This window comes from Micromonospora sp. NPDC003241, assembly GCF_053589795.1.
The window spans coordinates 79,608-97,501 of record NZ_JBSFSO010000009.1 but is presented as its reverse complement, the minus strand read 5'-3'; the positions used below and the strand labels follow the sequence as shown (position 1 = coordinate 97,501).

At 72.6% G+C, this 17,894-nt stretch carries 17 protein-coding genes; 10 read left to right on the top strand and 7 right to left on the bottom strand.

Annotation, left to right across the window (positions count from 1 at the left end; genetic code table 11):
• Positions 1 to 35 precede the first annotated feature (35 nt).
• Entirely contained in the window at positions 36 to 995 is a 960-nt protein-coding gene (locus ACWDVW_RS10395; RefSeq protein WP_449946650.1) for a helix-turn-helix domain-containing protein, read from the top strand.
• Between the two features lie 170 nt (positions 996 to 1,165).
• On the opposite strand, the gene ACWDVW_RS10390 is transcribed toward ACWDVW_RS10395, so the two are convergent.
• Positions 1,166 to 1,459 carry an antibiotic biosynthesis monooxygenase family protein gene (locus ACWDVW_RS10390; protein WP_350696498.1) on the bottom strand — a complete coding sequence of 98 codons (294 nt, stop codon included), beginning with the start codon at positions 1,457 to 1,459 and terminating at the stop codon, positions 1,166 to 1,168.
• 101 nt (positions 1,460 to 1,560) lie between these two features.
• On the opposite strand from ACWDVW_RS10390, the gene pnuC reads away from it, so the two are divergent.
• Together pnuC and ACWDVW_RS10380 are read left to right on the top strand one after the other, a co-directional pair.
• Positions 1,561 to 2,214: a nicotinamide riboside transporter PnuC gene (gene pnuC / locus ACWDVW_RS10385; RefSeq protein WP_449946648.1), complete on the top strand. Its 654-nt coding sequence runs from the start codon at positions 1,561 to 1,563 to the stop codon at positions 2,212 to 2,214.
• A complete protein-coding gene (locus ACWDVW_RS10380; RefSeq protein WP_449946646.1) occupies positions 2,211 to 3,323 on the top strand; it encodes an AAA family ATPase in 1,113 nt (370 codons plus the stop codon). The genes pnuC and ACWDVW_RS10380 overlap by 4 nt, the downstream gene beginning before the upstream one ends.
• Positions 3,324 to 3,373: 50 nt before the next feature.
• Here ACWDVW_RS10380 and ACWDVW_RS10375 read toward each other — a convergent pair whose 3' ends face one another.
• Positions 3,374 to 4,291 carry a C40 family peptidase gene (locus ACWDVW_RS10375; RefSeq protein WP_449946644.1) on the bottom strand — a complete coding sequence of 306 codons (918 nt, stop codon included), beginning with the start codon at positions 4,289 to 4,291 and terminating at the stop codon, positions 3,374 to 3,376.
• Between the two features lie 185 nt (positions 4,292 to 4,476).
• Between ACWDVW_RS10375 and ACWDVW_RS10370 the strand changes: the two genes are divergently transcribed.
• The gene (locus tag ACWDVW_RS10370) at positions 4,477 to 5,271 is read left to right on the top strand and encodes a tyrosine-protein phosphatase (protein WP_449946806.1); all 795 of its coding nucleotides are present in this window, start codon (positions 4,477 to 4,479) and stop codon (positions 5,269 to 5,271) included.
• Here the strand turns inward: ACWDVW_RS10370 and ACWDVW_RS10365 are convergent.
• Complete coding sequence (locus tag ACWDVW_RS10365) at positions 5,225 to 6,124, bottom strand: serine hydrolase (RefSeq protein WP_449946642.1); 900 nt, start codon at positions 6,122 to 6,124, stop codon at positions 5,225 to 5,227. The two genes, ACWDVW_RS10370 and ACWDVW_RS10365, sit on opposite strands and share 47 nt — an antisense overlap.
• Before the next feature lie 8 nt (positions 6,125 to 6,132).
• On the bottom strand, positions 6,133 to 8,001 hold the full coding sequence (gene typA, locus ACWDVW_RS10360; RefSeq protein ID WP_449946641.1) for a translational GTPase TypA: 1,869 nt from the start codon (positions 7,999 to 8,001) through the stop codon (positions 6,133 to 6,135).
• Positions 8,002 to 8,127: 126 nt separating this feature from the next.
• Between typA and ACWDVW_RS10355 the strand changes: the two genes are divergently transcribed.
• A complete protein-coding gene (locus ACWDVW_RS10355) occupies positions 8,128 to 9,498 on the top strand; it encodes a DedA family protein (RefSeq protein ID WP_449946639.1) in 1,371 nt (456 codons plus the stop codon).
• Positions 9,499 to 9,600: 102 nt separating this feature from the next.
• Positions 9,601 to 10,491 (top strand): transglycosylase SLT domain-containing protein, encoded by an 891-nt coding sequence (locus ACWDVW_RS10350; RefSeq protein WP_449946637.1) that lies wholly within the window; start codon positions 9,601 to 9,603, stop codon positions 10,489 to 10,491.
• Here the strand turns inward: ACWDVW_RS10350 and ACWDVW_RS10345 are convergent.
• Positions 10,437 to 12,566, bottom strand: coding sequence for an MMPL family transporter (locus tag ACWDVW_RS10345; protein ID WP_449946636.1), 2,130 nt, complete (start codon positions 12,564 to 12,566; stop codon positions 10,437 to 10,439). The two genes, ACWDVW_RS10350 and ACWDVW_RS10345, sit on opposite strands and share 55 nt — an antisense overlap.
• Positions 12,567 to 12,755: 189 nt before the next feature.
• Between ACWDVW_RS10345 and ACWDVW_RS10340 the strand changes: the two genes are divergently transcribed.
• From ACWDVW_RS10340 to ACWDVW_RS10330, 3 genes are all read left to right on the top strand, one after another.
• Positions 12,756 to 13,271, top strand: a complete 516-nt coding sequence (locus ACWDVW_RS10340) for a MarR family winged helix-turn-helix transcriptional regulator (RefSeq protein ID WP_449946805.1) — start codon at positions 12,756 to 12,758, stop codon at positions 13,269 to 13,271.
• Between the two features lie 4 nt (positions 13,272 to 13,275).
• On the top strand, positions 13,276 to 15,000 hold the full coding sequence (locus tag ACWDVW_RS10335) for a CocE/NonD family hydrolase (RefSeq protein WP_449946634.1): 1,725 nt from the start codon (positions 13,276 to 13,278) through the stop codon (positions 14,998 to 15,000).
• Positions 15,001 to 15,164: 164 nt separating this feature from the next.
• Positions 15,165 to 16,061, top strand: a complete 897-nt coding sequence (locus ACWDVW_RS10330) for a hypothetical protein (protein WP_449946632.1) — start codon at positions 15,165 to 15,167, stop codon at positions 16,059 to 16,061.
• Between the two features lie 62 nt (positions 16,062 to 16,123).
• On the opposite strand, the gene ACWDVW_RS10325 is transcribed toward ACWDVW_RS10330, so the two are convergent.
• Positions 16,124 to 16,327 carry a cold-shock protein gene (locus ACWDVW_RS10325; RefSeq protein WP_111219891.1) on the bottom strand — a complete coding sequence of 68 codons (204 nt, stop codon included), beginning with the start codon at positions 16,325 to 16,327 and terminating at the stop codon, positions 16,124 to 16,126.
• Positions 16,328 to 16,564: 237 nt separating this feature from the next.
• On the opposite strand from ACWDVW_RS10325, the gene ACWDVW_RS10320 reads away from it, so the two are divergent.
• Positions 16,565 to 17,173: a DedA family protein gene (locus tag ACWDVW_RS10320; RefSeq protein ID WP_449946631.1), complete on the top strand. Its 609-nt coding sequence runs from the start codon at positions 16,565 to 16,567 to the stop codon at positions 17,171 to 17,173.
• A gap of 61 nt (positions 17,174 to 17,234) precedes the next feature.
• Here ACWDVW_RS10320 and ACWDVW_RS10315 read toward each other — a convergent pair whose 3' ends face one another.
• Positions 17,235 to 17,888 (bottom strand): MBL fold metallo-hydrolase, encoded by a 654-nt coding sequence (locus ACWDVW_RS10315; RefSeq protein ID WP_449946629.1) that lies wholly within the window; start codon positions 17,886 to 17,888, stop codon positions 17,235 to 17,237.
• Positions 17,889 to 17,894: the final 6 nt, after the last annotated feature.

Below are 17,894 nucleotides of genomic sequence, written 5' to 3'. Positions count from 1 at the left end.
TGTCCTGCGTACTCTCCGACGGTGGGGAGGCCGGGATGCCGTTGTCAGCAAGTCCTGTCATCCGCCGGGTACGGCTCGGTGCAGAGTTGCGCCAGCTACGCCGCGGTGAGTCGCTCACCTTGGAGCAGGTCTGTGGCCAGCTCGGGTGGGCGTCCACGTCGAAGTTGTCCCGCATCGAGCTGGGTCAGAGCCGGCCGGACCTGGCCGACGTGCTCGACCTGCTCGACGTCTATCAGGTGCCGGCACCGCAGCGCGAGGCGTTGATCGTCATCGCTCGGGACGCGGCGGCCGGTCGTGGCTGGTCCCGGGCGCTGGGTGAGATGGGGGAGCGGCAACGCGCGTACGCGGAGTTGGAGGCGGGTGCGGCCGGCATCGTCGAGTACCAGCCTGCTGTGCTGCCCGGGTTGTTGCAGACCCCGGCGTACGCCCGGCTGCGGCTGACCGCCGCGGCGCTGATCGCTCCCGAGCTGGACCTGGAGGCCGAGGTGCGGGCTCGTGGGCTGCGGCAGCAGGTGCTGCGTCGGGACGATCCGCCGCACTACACGGCCCTGCTGGACGAGCGGGTCTGCGCCCCCGCCGGCACGCCGGTGGACGTCTGGCGGGAGCAGGTGTGGCACCTGGTGGCGTTGACCGAGCTGCCGCACGTCACCATCCGGCTGGTGCCCGCCGACGCCGCGCCGCACCACGGTGTGCACCCGCTGGCCGGGTTCTCCTGGTATGTCTTTCCCGACCCGGCGGATCCCCGCACGGTGATGCTGGAGACGCTCACCACCGACCTGCGGTTGGCCGCCGAGGCCGACATCGCGCGCTACGAACGGATGATCGACTGGCTGTCCGGGGTGGCGCTGCCGGCCACGGAGACCGCGACGGTGCTGGCCCGGCAGGTCGAGCGGCCGGAGATCCCCCGGCCCGCCGATCCCGTCGATGACGCCGCGCCGCCACCCGTCGAGGAGGTCCCGGCGGTGGGGCGCGACGCGGAGCGCCTCGCCGGCTGACGCGCCCCTGACAGGACGCGCACGCAGGATGCGGGTGATCGGGTGGGGACGCGCGGCCGTCGGGCCCGGCGCGCCCCCGAGCCCGTCGGGACCGGCGACCGCGCGTCGCGGGCACGATAGACGAGGGGTACGACACTTCCCAGGCGGCAGCCCGGCAGCCGCAGGTGTCGTCAGGCGGGTACGTCGACGAAGTGCTCGACGAGCGGCGGACCGGCGAAGTACGGGCCGATCAGCCCGCGCCACTGCGCGAAGCGGTCGGTCTGCCGGAAGTTGACCTCGTGCGCCTCGACCGAGTCCCACTCGACCAGCAGCACGAACCGGGTGGGGGACTCGACACCCCGGGTCATCCGGACCGACCGGCAGCCGGGCGTGTCGGCAAGGACCGGGTGCGCCGTGCGGTACGCGGCGGCGAACTCGTCCTCCTGCCCGGGAATCACGTCGATCAGCGCGACTTCAAGCACCATGTCAGCAGCCTCGCACGGCGGCGGGGTCGAGGTGGCCGCAGGGGTCTGTTCCGCCGCCGGTCGGCGCTCTAGGGTGAGCCCGCGAAGGACCGGGAGGACCTGTGATCGACTGGCTCACCAGCACGGCGTTCAGCGTCGCCGGGGCGGGCATCAGCTGGGCGGAGCTGCTGGGCTTCGGCACCGGTGTGCTGAACGTCTGGCTGATCGCCCGACAGCACATCGCCAACTGGGCGATCGGCATCGCCAACGTGCTGCTGCTCGGGCTGCTGTTCTGGACCGCCGGCCTGTACGCCGACGCGAGCCTGCAACTGGTCTACGTGGCTCTCGGCTGCTACGGGTGGTGGCACTGGCTCTACGGCGGCGAGCGGCGCAGCCGGCTCACCGTGACCCGCACCGGACGGCGGGAGTGGCTGGGGCTCGGCGTGGCCGGGGTGCTGCTCACCGGTGCGATCTGGCTGCTGCTGGACCGGGCCACCGACTCGACCGTGCCGCTGCCGGACGCGCTCACCACCGCGCTGTCGCTGCTGGCCACGTACGGGCAGACCCGCAAGCTGGTGGAGAGCTGGTGGCTGTGGATCGCCGCCGACCTGATCTACATCCCGCTGTACGGGTACAAGGGACTCTGGCTGACCGCCGTGCTGTACGTGATCTTCCTCGGTCTCTGCGTGGTGGGTCTGCGGGCGTGGCGGTCGGATCTGCGGCGGCGGGAGTCGCCCGCGCCGGTGCCGCCCGGTCCGGCGCCGGTGGTCGCGTGAGCGGCGGGACCGACCCGGCGACCACCTCGTCCGGGGCCGCGTCCCGGTTCCGGCACGGCATGGTGGTCGGGAAGTTCTATCCGCCGCATGCCGGGCATCACGCGCTGATCGAGGCGGCGGCGGCCCGTTGCGCGACGGTGACCGTGGTGGTCGCGCCGTCGCGGCGGGAGTCGATTCCGCTCGCCGAGCGGGTCGCCTGGTTGCGGGAGGCGCACGCGGGCAGCGGCCGGGTGCGGGTGGTGGGTCGCTACGACGACCATCCGGTCGACTACGCCGATCCGGCGGTGTGGGACGCGCACTGCGCGGTGTTCCGGGAGGCGGTCGGGCCCGAGCCGGTGGACGCGGTCTTCTCCTCCGAGGAGTACGGCGCGGAGCTGGCCCGTCGCTTCGACGCGGTGGCGGTCTGCGTGGACCCGGATCGGCGTGCGGTGCCGGTCTCCGGCACGGCGGTCCGGGCCGACCCGGTGGCGCACTGGCGGTGGTTGAGTCCGGCGGTGCGGGCCTGGTTCGTCCGCCGGGTCGTGGTGGTGGGCGCCGAGTCGAGCGGCACCACGACGATGGCGCAGGCCCTGGCCGCGCACTACGGCACGGTGTGGGTCCCCGAGTACGGCCGCGAGGTGACCGCCCGCAAGCTGACGCGACTGCGTCGGCGGGAGCCCTCGGCGACGGTCTTCGACGTGACCTGGGACCGGGACGACTTCGTCGAGGTGGTCCGTGGTCAGCAGGCGGCCGAGGACGCGGCGGCCCGGGTCAGCGGCCCGCTGCTGTTCTGCGACACGGACGCCCGGGCGACGGCGGTCTGGGAGGAGCGGTATCTGGGCTCGACCTCACCGGCGGTGCGGGCGGCGGCCCGGCGTCCGGCGCAGTATCTGCTGACCGACCACGAGGGCGTGCCCTTCGACGACGACGGCCTGCGCGACGGCGAGCACCTGCGGGCCTGGATGACCGAGCGGTTCCGCACCGAGTTGGCCGGGTGCGGGGTGCCGACGGTGGCGTTGCGGGGCTCGCACGCCGAGCGGCTGGCCACGGCGGTGGCCGCCTGCGACGCGTTGCTGGCGGCCGGGTGGTCCCTGGCCGATCCGCTGCTCCCGGCCATCCACGACACCTAGCCTCCTAGGAAGCTATAGCGAGAGAGTGCTGAGTCACCCTGACGGGCGGCTCAGATGCGGTGCGCGCCGACGAGAGTGGCGGTGCGCTCCTCGGGCAGCCGTTCCTCCACCACCCGGCGGTGCCGGAAACAGGCGTGCAGCATCCGCCGCTCGTCGTGTCGCCGGGGAGCGGCGGTGACGATGCCGATGTGATGGATCCGCTCGCCGGGTCGGGCGAAGGTGTACAGGTCGCCCGGCCGTTCGGCGCCGAGCGCCACCGGGTGGGTGGCGACGGCCTGGTCGGCGGCGTCGCGGGGGAGTCGCACTCCGAGCCGTCGCCAGGCCAGGTGCACCAGACCCGAGCAGTCGATCCCGTACGCGGACAGGCCGCCCCACAGGTAGCCGACGTCGACGAGTCGTGCCGCCAGAGCGGCTACCTGCGCGACGTCGGGCGGCGCGGTCGGCGCGGTCGCCAGGTGCGCCGCCGGCAGCCACAGCGGGTCGGCGTACCCGGGGGCGTGCACCGGGCGCCAGTTGTCGACGGCCGCACCGGCGGCGGCCAGTCGGGTGCCGAGCACGACGCCGGGAAGCACGACGTGTCCGCTCGGGCCGGTGCGCAGTGCGGTGACCCGGGCGTCGACGACCACCGGCGTGCCACGCTCGGCGGCGGTGGCCGGGGCGAGTTGGGCGGCGGACAACCAGCCCGGGTAGCCGCGCGGGTCGAGCCGCGCCGAGGGTTGTTCGAGCGCCACCACGTGCGCCCAGCCGTCCGGCCGGATCTCGGTGACCAGCACCCGCTCGCCGAGCAGGAGTTGGCTCAGCACGCAGGAGTCGACCTGCCGACCGGCGTCCAGGCCGGCGATCCACGCCCCGACCTCGGCCGGTGCGCCGAGTGCCGGGGCGTCGACCGCCCGCACCTCGTCGGGAGATCGCCAGAGGGTGGCGACGGCGACCCGGACCACCGCTTCGGCACCGTGTCGCACACCCACCCCCGGCCGGTTGCACCCCTGGGTCCGGACGATAGGAAAGTTCTCGACGGTCGACAATCCTCAGTCCGCATCTTTACTCCGGGTGGCGCGGTCACTCCTACCTGCACCGGGCGTGTGGTGGTGATCGTCGGATCGGGCACCCTGGTGGGCGCGGTGTACGGCGAGGGGAAGGTGAGAACGTGGGCCTGGAACGGGACTGGCGGCTCGTGGGCGCGCCCAACGCGCGGGACCTGGGTGGTCTGGTCGGTGCGCGGGGACGGCGGGTACGACCGGGGCGGCTGATCCGTACCCCGGCGCTGGGTCGGCTGACCGACGAGGACCTGACGGTGCTGGCCGGGCTCGGTCCGGCGTGCGTGGTGGACCTGCGGGACCGCTCGGAGGTGTCGGTGGCCCCGCCGGACCGGTTGGTCGGCGCGCCGACCGTGGTGCACCTGCCGGTGCACGACCCGGCCCATCCGGTCTTCACCTATGTCTCGGCGGTGCTGCTCGGGCACGACCTGGACGGGTACGCGGACCTGGCGCGGCAGGGGACACCGGCGGCGATGGCGGACATCTATCGCTGGTTCGTGACCGGGGAGTCGGCCCGGGCGGGCTTCGGCGCGGCGGTGCGGCTGGCGGCCGAGTCGCCGAACCTGCCGCTGGTGTACCACTGCTCGGCGGGCAAGGACCGCACCGGTTGGCTGACCGCGGTGTTGCTGCACGCCCTGGGTGTGGACGAGGCCGCTATCCGGGCCGACTACCTGGCCAACAACGAGTTGACCGAGAGCCTGCGCGAGGTGCTGATCGAGGCGATGCGGCGGCGGCATCCGGGGTGGGACGACGCGGCGGTGCGTCCGGTGCTGGAGGTCCGCCCGGAGTATCTGGACGCCGGGTACGCGCAGGTGCGGCGGGTGCACGGGTCGTTCGACGCGTACCTGCGGGACGGGCTGGGGGTCACCGACGAGACGGTGGCGGCGTTGCGGGCGAACCTGCTGGAGTGAGGTGGTGGCGGTCGCGCCACAGCCGGGCGGAGATGTCGGCGACCAGCCGGCGGGCGTGCGTGTCGGCCGGGCCGCTGGGCTGCTGCGCGGTCAGCGGGGTGGTGGTGCACACCGCCAGCAGGTACGGGTCGGCGTCGGTGGGGAAGACCACTGCGGCGCCGTGGCGTACGCCGCGTACCCAGCCGTTCTTGTGGGCGAGCCGGGTGCCGGCGGGCAGGCCCTCGGCGATGTCCTGGCGGACCTGCTGGGCGCAGAGCACGTCGAGCATCGCGGTGCAGGCGGCGGGTGCGGCGATCGGTCCGGGGCGGGTGGCCCCGACGGCGACGGCGCGCAGCAGGGCGGCCAGGTCGGCGGCGGTGACCAGGTTGGTGATGCCCGCGTCGCGGGCGGCGAGGTCCTCGATGCCCCGGGCGGTGACGCTGTGCCGGGCGCCGGCCGCCGCCCAGACCTCGGCGACGGCGGGTCGGCCGACGTGTTCGAGGACCAGGTTGGTGGCGAGGTTGCTGGACCGGACGATCATCCGTTCGGCGAGCCAGCGCAGTGGCTCCTCCCGCCCGAGCCGGTGCCAGACGTCCTGGTCGTTGTCGTACTCCCGGACGCAGGAGTACGCGGGTGCGTCCGGGAGGGCGGAGGTGAACCGGTTGCGGACCGGCACCGGGGTGTCCAGGTCGAGCCGTCCGGCCTCGGCGGTGCGGTGCAGCGCGGCGAGCACCGCGAGTTTCATGGTGCTCGCCGCGTAGTGGGTGGCCTCGGCGTGTCGGGTCCAGGTGGGCGGGGCGTCGAGCCGCCCCGCGTACACCGAGATCGTGCCGGGTTCCCGGTCCAGCCGCGCGTCGAGGTCGTCGGCGGACATGGCAGGGGTCAGCCGGCGTGCTTGCGGCGGGCGGCGGTGCGCGCCCGCTGGGTCTGGTCGAGCACGACCTTGCGGATGCGTACGGCGGCGGGGGTGACCTCGACGCACTCGTCCTCGCGGCAGAACTCGAGGGCCTGCTCCAGCGACAGCTTGCGCGGCGGGATCAGCTTCTCGGTCTCGTCGGCCGTGGAGGAGCGCATGTTGGTGAGCTTCTTCTCCTTGGTGATGTTGACGTCCATGTCGTCGGAGCGGGAGTTCTCCCCGACGATCATGCCCTCGTACACCTCGGTGGTGGGCTCGACGAAGAGCTGGCCGCGTTCCTGGAGGTTGGTCATCGCGAAGGCGGTGACCGTGCCTGACCGGTCGGCGACCAGCGAGCCGTTGTTGCGGGTCCGCAGCTCGCCGAACCACGGCTCGTACGACTCGAAGACGTGGTGCAGGATGCCGGTGCCGCGGGTCTCGGTGAGGAACTCGGTGCGGAAGCCGATCAGGCCGCGCGCCGGGACCAGCCACTCCATCCGGATCCAGCCGGTGCCGTGGTTGACCAGTTGCTCCATCCGGCCCTTGCGGGTGGCCAGGAGTTGGGTGATCGCGCCGAGGTACTCGTCGGGCGAGTCGATGGTGAGCCGCTCCACCGGCTCGCAGGTGCGGCCGTCGATCTCGCGGGTGACCACCTGCGGCTTGCCGACGGTCAGTTCGAAGGACTCGCGGCGCATCTGCTCGACCAGGATCGCCAGCGCCAGCTCGCCCCGGCCCTGCACCTCCCAGGCGTCCGGGCGCTCGGTGGGCAGGACCCGCAGCGACACGTTGCCGACGAGTTCCTTGTCCAGCCGGTCCTTGACCATGCGGGCGGTGACCTTGGCGCCCTTGACCCGGCCGACCAGCGGCGAGTTGTTGGTGCCGATGGTCATCGAGATGGCCGGCTCGTCGACGGTGATCAGCGGCAGCGGCTGAGGGTTCTCCGCGTCGGCGAGGGTCTCGCCGATCATGATCTCGGGGATGCCGGCGACGGCGATGATGTCGCCCGGGCCGGCCGAGTCGGCGGGCTTGCGCTCCAGGCCCTCGGTCATCAGCAGCTCGGAGATGCGGACCCGCTGGGTGCTGCCGTCGGTGCGGCACCAGGCCACGCTCTGGCCCTTGGCGATGGTGCCCTGCCGGACCCGGCACAGCGCGAGGCGGCCGAGGAACGGGGAGGCGTCGAGGTTGGTGACGTGGGCCTGCAGCGGGGCCTGCTCGTCGTACGCGGGCGGCGGGATGGTGTCCAGCAGGGTGCGGAACAGCGGCTCCAGGCTCTGGCTGTCCTGGGGCACGGAGCCGTCGGCGGGCTGGGTCAGCGAGGCGATGCCGTCGCGGGCGCAGGCGTAGACGATCGGGAAGTCGATCTGCTCCTCGTCGGCGTCGAGGTCGAGGAAGAGCTCGTAGGTGTCGTCGACGACCTCTTTGATCCGGGCGTCGGGTCGGTCCACCTTGTTGATCACGAGGATGATCGGCATCCGGGCCTTGAGGGCCTTGCGGAGCACGAACCGGGTCTGCGGCAGCGGGCCCTCGCTGGCGTCGACCAGCAGCACCACGCCGTCGACCATGGTCAGGCCGCGCTCGACCTCGCCGCCGAAGTCGGCGTGGCCGGGGGTGTCGATGATGTTGATGGTGACCGGGTCGGAGCCGTCCGCCGGCAGGTAGCGCACGCCGGTGTTCTTGGCGAGGATGGTGATGCCCTTCTCGCGTTCGAGGTCCATCGAGTCCATCACCCGCTCGGTCACCTCGCCCCGGGCGCCATAGGCGCCGGCCTGCCGCAACATGGCATCGACCAGGGTGGTCTTGCCGTGGTCGACGTGAGCGATGATGGCGACGTTGCGAAGGTCGGTGCGCAGCTGCATGAGCTCCATCCTCCCGCCTGGTCGGTAGCCGCGTGGCGTCGGGGTCACCGGAGAGTGGGGCCGCGCGGTGACGGAGAGCACTGTCACACTTGCAGGGCAGTCCTGCCGAGGTGATCCGGGGGCGCCGTGCACGACCTGCTGAACTCGGTGCAGAGCCTGCCACCGGGTCTGATCTACGTGGTGGCGGCCCTGGTGGTCGCGGCCGAGACGGCGTTGCTCGTCGGGTTGGTCGCGCCCGGTGAGGCCACGCTGCTGTTGGTGGGCTTCCTCACGTACACGGGAACGTTGCGGCTCGGTCCGGCGCTGGCGGTGATGATCGTCGCGGCGGCGACGGGCGACGCGGTGGCGTTCCGCGCCGGGCGGCGCTACGGGCCCCGGTTGCGGGCGAGCCGGTGGGGTGCGCGGGTGGGACCGCAGCGGTGGGCGCGGGCGGACGCGATGCTCGGCCGGATGGGCGGGCGGGGTGTGCTGACCGCCCGCTGGGTGGCGTTCGCCCGGACGCTGGTGCCCCGGCTGGCGGGTGCGGCGGGCATGCCGTACCGCCGGTTCGCGCCGTGGAACCTGGCCGGGGTGGCGACCTGGGTGGGCGGGTCGGTGCTGGTCGGGCACCTGGCGGGCGAGTCGTACGAGACGGTGTCGCGGCTGCTCGGGCGGGCCACCGGCGCGGTGCTGGTGCTGATCGCGGCCCTGCTCGCGGTGGTGCTGGTCGGGCGGTGGCTGGGGCGTAATCCGGACCCGGCGCGGGCGTTGTTGACCCGGGCCGCGCGGCTGCCGCCGCTGCGGTGGTTGTCGGCCCGGTACGGGCTGCTGTTCTTCCTGCTCAGTCTGCGGCTCGGTCCGGCGTGGGCGTTGCTGGCGAACCTGGCGGCCGGGGTGGTGCTGCTGTTCGTGGTCGGTCTGCTCATCGCCTGGACGTTGCGGACGGTGGTCCGGCACAGCGGTCTCGCGCTGGTGGACGGGGCGATCGCGGGATGGTTCGCGGCCCGGCGTACGCCGGATGCGGTGGAGGCGACGCAGGCGGCGGTGTCGGTGCTGCGCGGCTCGTCGCTGATCGTGGTGGTCGCGGTGGTGGCGCTGGTGCAGGCGTGGCGGCACCGGCCGTGGCAGGCGGACCTGCTCAGTGTGGTCGGCACGGTCGGCGCGTTCGTGCCGTTGGTGGTGCTGGCGGTGGTGGCCGACCTGGCCGCCGGAGGTCGGACGGTGCTGTTCTCCACGCAGAACGTGGTGGTCACCGCCAGTCTGTGCACGCTGGCCTGGTTGCTGTCGCGGGGGGCGCGGTGGCCGTTGGCGGTGGCGGCCTGGACGGTCGCGGCGGTCGGGGTGGTCGCCATCGGCGGGGCGCGGCTCTATCTGGGGATGAGCACGGCCAGCGGGACGGTGGGCGCGGTGTTGCTGGGCGCGGCGTGGCCGGCGGTGTTCATGGTGGCGTGGGCCACTCGGGACCGGGCGGTGACCGCCGGGTCGCGGGGCGATCCGGGCTACGGCTCGGCGGTGTAGCCGAGAGGGGGGTTGACCTGGGCGGGGTGGATGTGCGGGCCCCGAATCACGACCTGTGGCTGTTAGGGTGCGGCGGGCTCGTCACTGCCGAAGGGGGTCGACATGGGACGGAGCGTCACCAGGCTGGGCGTCGCGCTGCTCGCCGGAGTGTTGTTGGCGACCGGGGCAGGTTGCGCCAGAGTGGACGCTCCCGCGACGGAGGTGCCCGCGCCGGTCGCGTTGCCGACGGAGGCGGCGGAGCCGACGCCGGCCACCGAGTCGGAGGAGCCGGACGAGGCCAGTCCCACGCCGAAGGCGGTCCAGTCGATGGGGGCCGCGCCCCGGTCCGCTGCCGCGCCGTCGCCGACGGCGAGCGTGCGGCCGACGCCGCGACGGAGCGCCCCGGCACCCCGGGCGGTGCCGAAGCCGCCGACGGAGACCAACGTGCCGCCGAAGCCGCCGAAGCCCGCGCCCAGTGGCTGTCGGCCCACGTACAAGGGCGAGCAGGCCAGCCGGGCGCAGGCCAAGGCGGCGCTGACCGACGCGGCAGGCCGGACCTACTGGCCGACCTCCGCGCCGGACATCCGCGTCCCGCTGAACCTGATCAAGGCGACCGCCTGGCAGGAGAGCGGGTGGCAGTCCAACATCGTCGCCTGCGACGAGGGCATCGGCCTGATGCAGGTGATGCCGGACACCGCGACCTGGATGAACCAGCGGTTCGGGCAGAGCTACGACGTGTGGGACTACCGGGACAACGCCTACCTCGGCGGCACCTATCTGGCGTGGCTCACCAAGTACATCGGCGACATGTACTTCGACGCCGACTACCGGCTGGACGCGAGCCTGTGCACCTCGGGCGTACTGGACTCCTGTCTGCTCAACGCGGTGATCGCCGCGTACAACTTCGGTCACGGGGCGGTGGCCCGGCCGGGAGAGCCGTTGGCCATCCCCAATCCGGGTTACGTGCGCAACGTGCGGGCGCTCATGTCGGAGTGCGTCTGCCTGGGGTTTTGATCGCGGGTGATCCGGCCGGGCCACCAGAACTTCTCGCCGAGCAGGAACGCCAGCGCCGGCACGACGACCGTGCGGACGAGCAGGGTGTCCAGCAGGACGCCGAGGCAGACGATGATGCCGATCTGGGTCAGCGTGATCAGTGGCAGGACGCCGAGTAGCGCGAAGACGGCGGCGAGCAGGATGCCGGCGCTGGTGATGACGCCGCCGGTGGCCCGGAGCGCGGAGAGCATGCCCTCGCGGGTGCCGGTGGCGCGGGCGTCCTCCCGGGCCCGGGTGACCAGGAAGATGTTGTAGTCCACGCCGAGTGCGACGAGGAAGACGAAGGCCAGCAGCGGGACCGTGGTGTCCAGTGCCGGGAAGCCCAGGACGTGGTCGAAGAGCAGCCACGCGCCGCCGAGGCTGGCGAAGTACGAGGCGACCACGGTGACCACCAGCAGCACCGGCGCGATGATGCCGCGCAGCAGGAGGACGAGCACGGCGCCGACCAGCAGCAGGATCAGCGGCAGGATCACCCGTAGGTCCCGGTTGTCGGCGGCGGCGGAGTCGTAGTCGCCGGCGAGGCTGCCGCCCACCAGGGCGCCGGGGACGTCGTCGACGCCGGCCGGGGCCGGTGGCGCCGAGTCGGGTACCGCGGCGACGGCGTCGCGCAGCGCGGCCAGGGTGCGGTTCGCGGCGGCGGTGCCGGGTTCGGCGTCGAGGACGACGTCGATCTGGGCGACGGCGTCTCCGGCGGGGCCGGGTCGGGCGGAGGCGACCCCGTCGACGGTGGTGGCGGCCTGGGTGACGGCCGGTACGGCGCCCGGGTTGGTCATCACGGCGACGGGTTGGGTGGTGCCGGCGGGGAAGGCGCGGCCGAGAGTCTGCGCGCCGGCCACCGCCTCCGGCTCGACCCGGAACTGCTCGGTCTCGGAGAGGCCGGTGCGCAGGCCCAGCCCGCCCAGGGCGAGCGCGGCCAGCAGCAGGGTGGCCAGTGCCGCGACGGGCACCGGGCGGCGGATCACGGCGGCGCCGAGGCGGCCCCAGATCCGGCCCTCGCGGCCGACGCTGCCGACCTCGGGCACCAGCGGCCAGAACAGGCGGCGGCCGCCGAGCACCAGGGCGGCGGGCAGCACCAGCAGCGCCGAGGCCATCGCGAGCAGGATGCCGGTGGCGCAGGCCACGGCGAGGGCACGGTTGAGTTCCCGTTCGCTGAGCAGCAGCGTGAGTACGCCGAGCATGACGGTGCCGCCGCTGGCCAGGATCGGTTCGGCGGTGCGGCGCAGGGCCTTGCGCATCGCGACGAAGCGGTCCTCCTCGCGGCGTAGTTCCTCGCGGTAGCGGGCGATGAGCAGCAGGGCGTAGTTGGTGGCGGCACCGAAGACGAGGACGCTGGCGATGCCGGTGACGGCGCCACCGGCGAAGTTGATGCCGACCGCCGGGATGATGGTGTCCAGGGCGCGCAGGGTGATCTGTTCGGTGGAAGCCACGATGGTCAGCGGAACCAGCCAGAGCAGTGGGCTGCGGTAGGTGACCAGCAGCAGGACCGCGACGACGGCGGCGGTGAAGGCCAGCAGGGTGAGGTCGGCGCCCTCGAAGACCTTGGTGAGGTCGGCGGTGAAGGCGGGCCCGCCGGTGACCTCGACGGTCAGCTCCCCGGGCAGCGCGGTGAGCGACTCGCGCAGCTCGGCCACCTGTGCGGTGACCACGTCCTGGCCGCCGGCGGTGGACATCGGCACGACGACCAGGGCGACCGTGCCGTCGGGGGAGACCTGGGGCGGGACGACCTGGCCGCCGACGGCGAACTCGCTGAGCCCGGTGGTGCCGTCGGTGATCGCGGCCCGGTCGGCGTCGGTCAGCGGGGCGTCGTCGTCGCGGCTGACCACGACCACGGCGGCGGCGACGTCGCTCTGGGGTAGTTCGTCCTGGAGTAGCTCGACCTGGGTCGACTCCCAGCTCTCGGACAGCCCGGTGGCGGAGACCGGTGCCGGGTTGTCGGGGGTGGGCAGGGCGAAGACGATCGCGCCGAAGACGACCGTCAGCAGAACGGTGAGCCAGGCTGCGCGGCGGCTGCGCGCGACGCGGGTTAACACGGACATCCGTAAGGGCCCCTCGAAACAGGTCTCTCGACAGCCAGATATCTAGACAGTCGAGAGTTTTACCCATCAAGATAGATGTGGCAACTACTGGCGGGGTGAGAATCTCGACAACGGTGGGGAACGTCCGGCTGGGTATGCTCCGACGCGGACGTTCGGGAGGGGAAGCGACGCGACGTGGCGGCTCAGGGGATGTACCGGCGGCGGGATACCCGCCGGGACCTGCTGATCGCCGAGATCACCGCGGAGCTGCGCCGCTACGGCGTGGACGCCCAGCACGTGGGTCACGCCTTCGCCGGGCAGCACGGCCTCAACGTCACCGACCTGCAGGCGCTGATCGCGGTGATGGACGCCGAGCTGGCCGATGCGCCGATCACTCCCGGGCGGCTCGGCGAACACCTCGGCATCTCCTCCGGATCGGTCACCGCCCTGATCGACCGGCTGGAACGGGGCGGGCACATCCGGCGGGACCGCGATCCCACCGACCGGCGCAAGATCCTGCTGCGCTACGCCGACCGGGGCGCCGCGCTGGCGATGGACTTCTTCCGGCCGCTGGGCGAGCGCACCGACCGGGTGATGAGCGGCTTTCGCGACGACGAGCTGGAGGTGGTGTACCGCTTCATCTCGGCCATGGGCGCGTCGCTGCGGGAACACCGGGACACGGTCCGCGGCGCCCGGCCCGAGTCGCCCCGACGCCGGGCGGACTGAGCCGATGTGGGATCGGCTGACGTCGGCGCTCGCCGGGGCCGCGCTGCGACTGCCGCCGGGGCGTACCCGTCGGGTCACCGTCACCCGGGACATCCCGGTGCGGGCCCGCGACGGGGTGATCCTGCGCACCGACCACTACCGCCCCGACCTGGTGGACGCGGCCACCGTGCTGATCCGTACCCCGTACGGGCGGGGCGGGCCGATGCGGCTGCTCTGCCGGCTCGCCGCCGAGCGTGGATTCCACGTGGTCATCCAGTCCTGCCGGGGCACCTTCGGCTCCGGCGGGTCCTTCGACCCGTTCGTGCACGAGCGCGACGACGGGCTGGACACCCTCGACTGGTTGCGCCGGCAGCCCTGGTGGCGCGGTGCGTTCGGCATGTTCGGCGCGAGCTATCAGGGTTTCGTGCAGTGGGCGCTGGCCGCCGACGCGGGTCCGGAGCTGCGGGCGATGGTCGCCGTGGCCACCGCCTCGACCACCCGCGACTCCACCTACGCGGGTGAGTCGTTCGCCCTGGACACGGTGCTGACCTGGGTGGAGCTGCTCCAGGCGCAGACCGTGCCGTGGCTGGCCCGGCAGTGGGAGCTCAAACGCGGCCAACCCCGGCTGGCCGCCGCCCTGGCGCACCTGCCGCTGGTCGAGGCGGACCGGATCGCCACCGGGGTCACCGTGCCGTTCTTTCAGCAGTGGCTGGAGCACCACACCCCGCAGGCCGACTACTGGCGTACCCGGGTCTTCGACGACCGTCTCGATCGGGTGCGGGCCCCGGTGGCGATGGTCAGCGGGTGGCACGACATCTTCCTGCCCGCCCAGTTGCGCGACTACGCGGCCCTGCGCGCCACCGGCGCCCGGCCGAGGCTGGTGGTGGGGCCGTGGACCCACGGCAGTCCCGGCCTGTTCGTGGCCGCGCTGCGCGAGGGGTTGGGCTGGCTCGACGAGCACCTGAACGACCGCACCGCCGACCCGGTAGGCGACGGTCGAAACAGCGCCGACGGCCGGGACAGCACTGCCGGCCGGGGCACCGGTGGCGGCGCGCCGGTGCGGGTGCACCTGGGCGGTGCTGGTGGCGGCTGGCGTGACCTGCCCGACTGGCCACCACCGGCTCGGACCGTCCGGTGGCACCTGCACCCGGGCTTCGCGCTGCGCACCTCGGCGCCGGTGCCGTCAGCGCCGGACGGCTTCTGGTACGACCCGGCCGACCCGACCCCCTCGCTGGGCGGCCCGCTGCTGGTGGCCCAGCGCGCCGGGCCGTTCGACAACCGTCCGGTCGAGGCCCGTCCCGACGTGCTGACCTGGACCACCGACCCGCTGACGCACGCGGTCGAGGTGATCGGTCCAGTGCGGGCGGAGATCCACCTGCGGAGCGAGCTGGCCCACCTGGACGTCTTCGTGCGACTGTGCGACGTGGACCGGCGGGGCCGTTCCTGGAACGTGTGCGACGGGCTGGTACGCGTCGACCCGCAACGGTTCCGGCCGGACGCCACCGGCGCGGTCGCCGTGCCGGTGGAGATGTGGCCGGCTGCCCACCGCTTCGCACCCGGGCACCGGTTGCGGTTGCAGGTCTCCGGCGGGGCCCATCCCCGGTACGCGCGTAACCCGGGCACCGGTGAACCACTCGGCGCTGCCATCACTCTCCGTGGTGGACGCCGGGAAATCATCCATGACCCGGAGCATCCGTCCGCAGTGGTCCTATCGGTCGTCCACTCTGCCTCACAGCCTTCTCCAAGCTGAAACAAAGCGGCTCTGAGCTGGGCATTCGTCCAGAAGTGGGGCTATGGTGGGAGTACGCCCGGCGCTGTGCAACCACTGGCCGGGAGCGCTTGTGCAGCCTTCCTACCGCGCACGCGGTGTCACTGCCGTGCCCGGCCCCCGACGAATCAGCAGAGGGGGGAACCATGACGCGGGCACCGGCGAACCTGATGGCCGTCCGCAGCTTGCTGCTCAAGCACCTCAACCGCGATCCGAACCGGGTACGCGACGAGGACCTGGAACCCAACGAGGTCGGCATCGTCGGCGACGCCAACCACCGCGGGGGATACCACACCGGGTCGGACCGAGTCGTCGCGAACGACTACTCGGTGGTCGAGTCACCCCGGGACCGCAACGGTCTGACCCTGGACGCGGCCGCGCTGGACGTGGGCATGTTCCGGGTCAGCAGCGGCGGTCGCCAGCACGACCTGTTCACGTTCTCGACCTGGTGTGTGGCGCAGTGCGCCGCCAACACGGCGGACACCCGGGACATCCGCGAGATCATCTACTCACCCGACGGCAAGGTGGTGCGGCGGTGGGACCGCCTGGGACGGCGCAGCACCGGCGACCGTTCCCACCTGTGGCACACCCACTTCAGCTTCTTCCGCGACTCGATCAAGGCGGGACGTGACCAGACGCCGCTGTTCCGCCGTTACCTGACCACCATCGGACTCATCACGCCCGAGCAGGAGGAGACGGACATGACACCCGAGGAGCACAACTGGCTCAAGACCGTTCACCGCAACCTCACCGTCCTGGACGGGCGCAACCCGATCGGGCAGACGTACACCCGCACGACCATGGGTGAGGACCACACCGACCCGAAGTTCAAGGTCGGGCACCCGACGCTGCGGAGCCTGGGCGCGCAGTTGACCGCGCTGCAGGCGGCGGTGGAGTCGCTGGCCAACCGCGACTTCACCGACGAGCAGGCGATCATCGCCGGCGTGTTGGCCGGGCTCACTCCCGAGGAGATCGCGGCGGCGATCCCGCCGACCGTGGCCGAGCAGGTCGTGCAGGAATTGGGCCGGCGGCTGGCCGCCTGAGGCGAGGCCGGTGCACGTGCGGCGGCGGCCGGTCGTGCCGGCCGCCGCCACCCCGGCACGGGTCACATCGGTCGGACGTTGTCCGCCTGCGGCCCCTTCTGCCCCTGGGTCACGTCGAACTCGACCTTCTGTCCCTCGGTCAGCTCCCGGTAGCCACTGCTCGCGATGGCCGAGTAGTGGACGAAGACGTCCGGGCCTCCGCCATCCTGTTCGATGAAGCCGAAGCCCTTTTCCGAGTTGAACCACTTCACGGTGCCGGTTGCCATGCGTCTCTCTCCCTGTTCCAGGCGGGCGACCGCCGGCTCCACGCCGGTGGCCGCCCGATACCTTCCCGACAGTAACCGGTGAATAGCGGATTTGCGGGGCGAAGCGCCTCAGGGAGTCGCCGGCGGGGCGATCCAGGCGGTGGAGAGACGGATCAGGGATGACCCGGAGCACACCAGCCGCAGTGTGGGGAGGAATCCTGATGTCCACACCCAGGGTCAGGCAATAGCGTACGGGGCATGGCGAACCAGCTGGCCCAGGTCGGAGAACTTCCCGTCGCCCTGTTGATGGCGGTGCTCGGGGTGGTCATGCTCTTCGACGCGGTCCCGCTGTTCGGTGTCCTCGTCCCCGGCGACGTGGCGATCCTCGCCGCCGTGGCGGTCGGCAACCCGACCACGGGGCTGGCGACCTTCGTCGCCGTGGTCACCGGATGCCTCGCCGGATGGTCGCTGACCTTCCTCGTCGGCCGGCGGTGGGGCGAAGACCTGCGTCGCAGCCGCTTCGGTGGCTGGGTCGGGGAGAGCCGCTGGGCCACCGCGGAGGCCATCCTGCGTCGCAACGGCGGCCGGCTGGTGCTGGTCGCCCCGTTCCTGCCGGTGTTCAACGCACTGCTGCCGCTCGCGGCCGGCGGCCTGCACATGTCGTATCCGCGCTTCCTCGGCTTCGCCTCGCTCGGCGCGGGCGCGTGGGCCGGGCTCTATCTGGCGGTGGGCACCGCGTCGCGCTCGCTGGTCGGGCTGCTGCCCGGTGGCGCCAGCCCGATGCTGGTCACCATGGTCGGCGGCCTCCTGCTGGCCGCCCTGGTGCTGGTCGGCGTGCGGCGCCGGCTGCGCGAGGTCACACCCTGAGCTGCGGACACCGGTCCGGATTCGACGACTGCGCATCGCACCCGGACCGGCGTCGGCGGGTTCACCAGCCCCGGGCGCGCCACTCGGCCAGGTGCGGGCGTTCCGCGCCGAGCGTCGAGTCCCGGCCGTGGCCCGGATAGAACCAGGTCTCGTCCGGCAGCCGGTCGAACAGCTTGTGCTCCACGTCGTCGATGAGCGCCGCGAAGCGCTCCGGGTCCTGGTCGGTGTTCCCGACACCACCCGGGAAGAGGCTGTCGCCGGTCCACAGATGCCCGGTGCCGGTCGGGTCGCGGTAGAGCAGCGCCACCGAACCCGGCGTGTGCCCCTTGATGTGGATGACGTCCAGCGTGCAGTCACCCACCGGCACCGTGTCCCCGTCGGTGAGGGTCTGCGCCTCGATCGGCAGCCCCTGGGCGTCGTCGGCGTGCACCAGCGCGCGGGCCCCGGTCTTGGCGACGACCTCCTCCAGCCCCACCCAGTGGTCCATGTGCTGGTGGGTGGTGACCACGGTGCGCAGCCCGCCGTCACCGATCAGCTCCAGCAGCCGGGGCGCCTCGTTGGCGGCGTCGATCAGCACCTGATCACCGGTGTGCCGACAGCGCAGCAGGTACGCGTTGTTGTCCATCGGCCCGACCGACACCTTGGTGATGGTCAGGGCGTCGAGTTCGCGTACGGCCGGCGGGCCGCCGGGGGTGACATCTCCGCTGTAGGTCATCGTCTT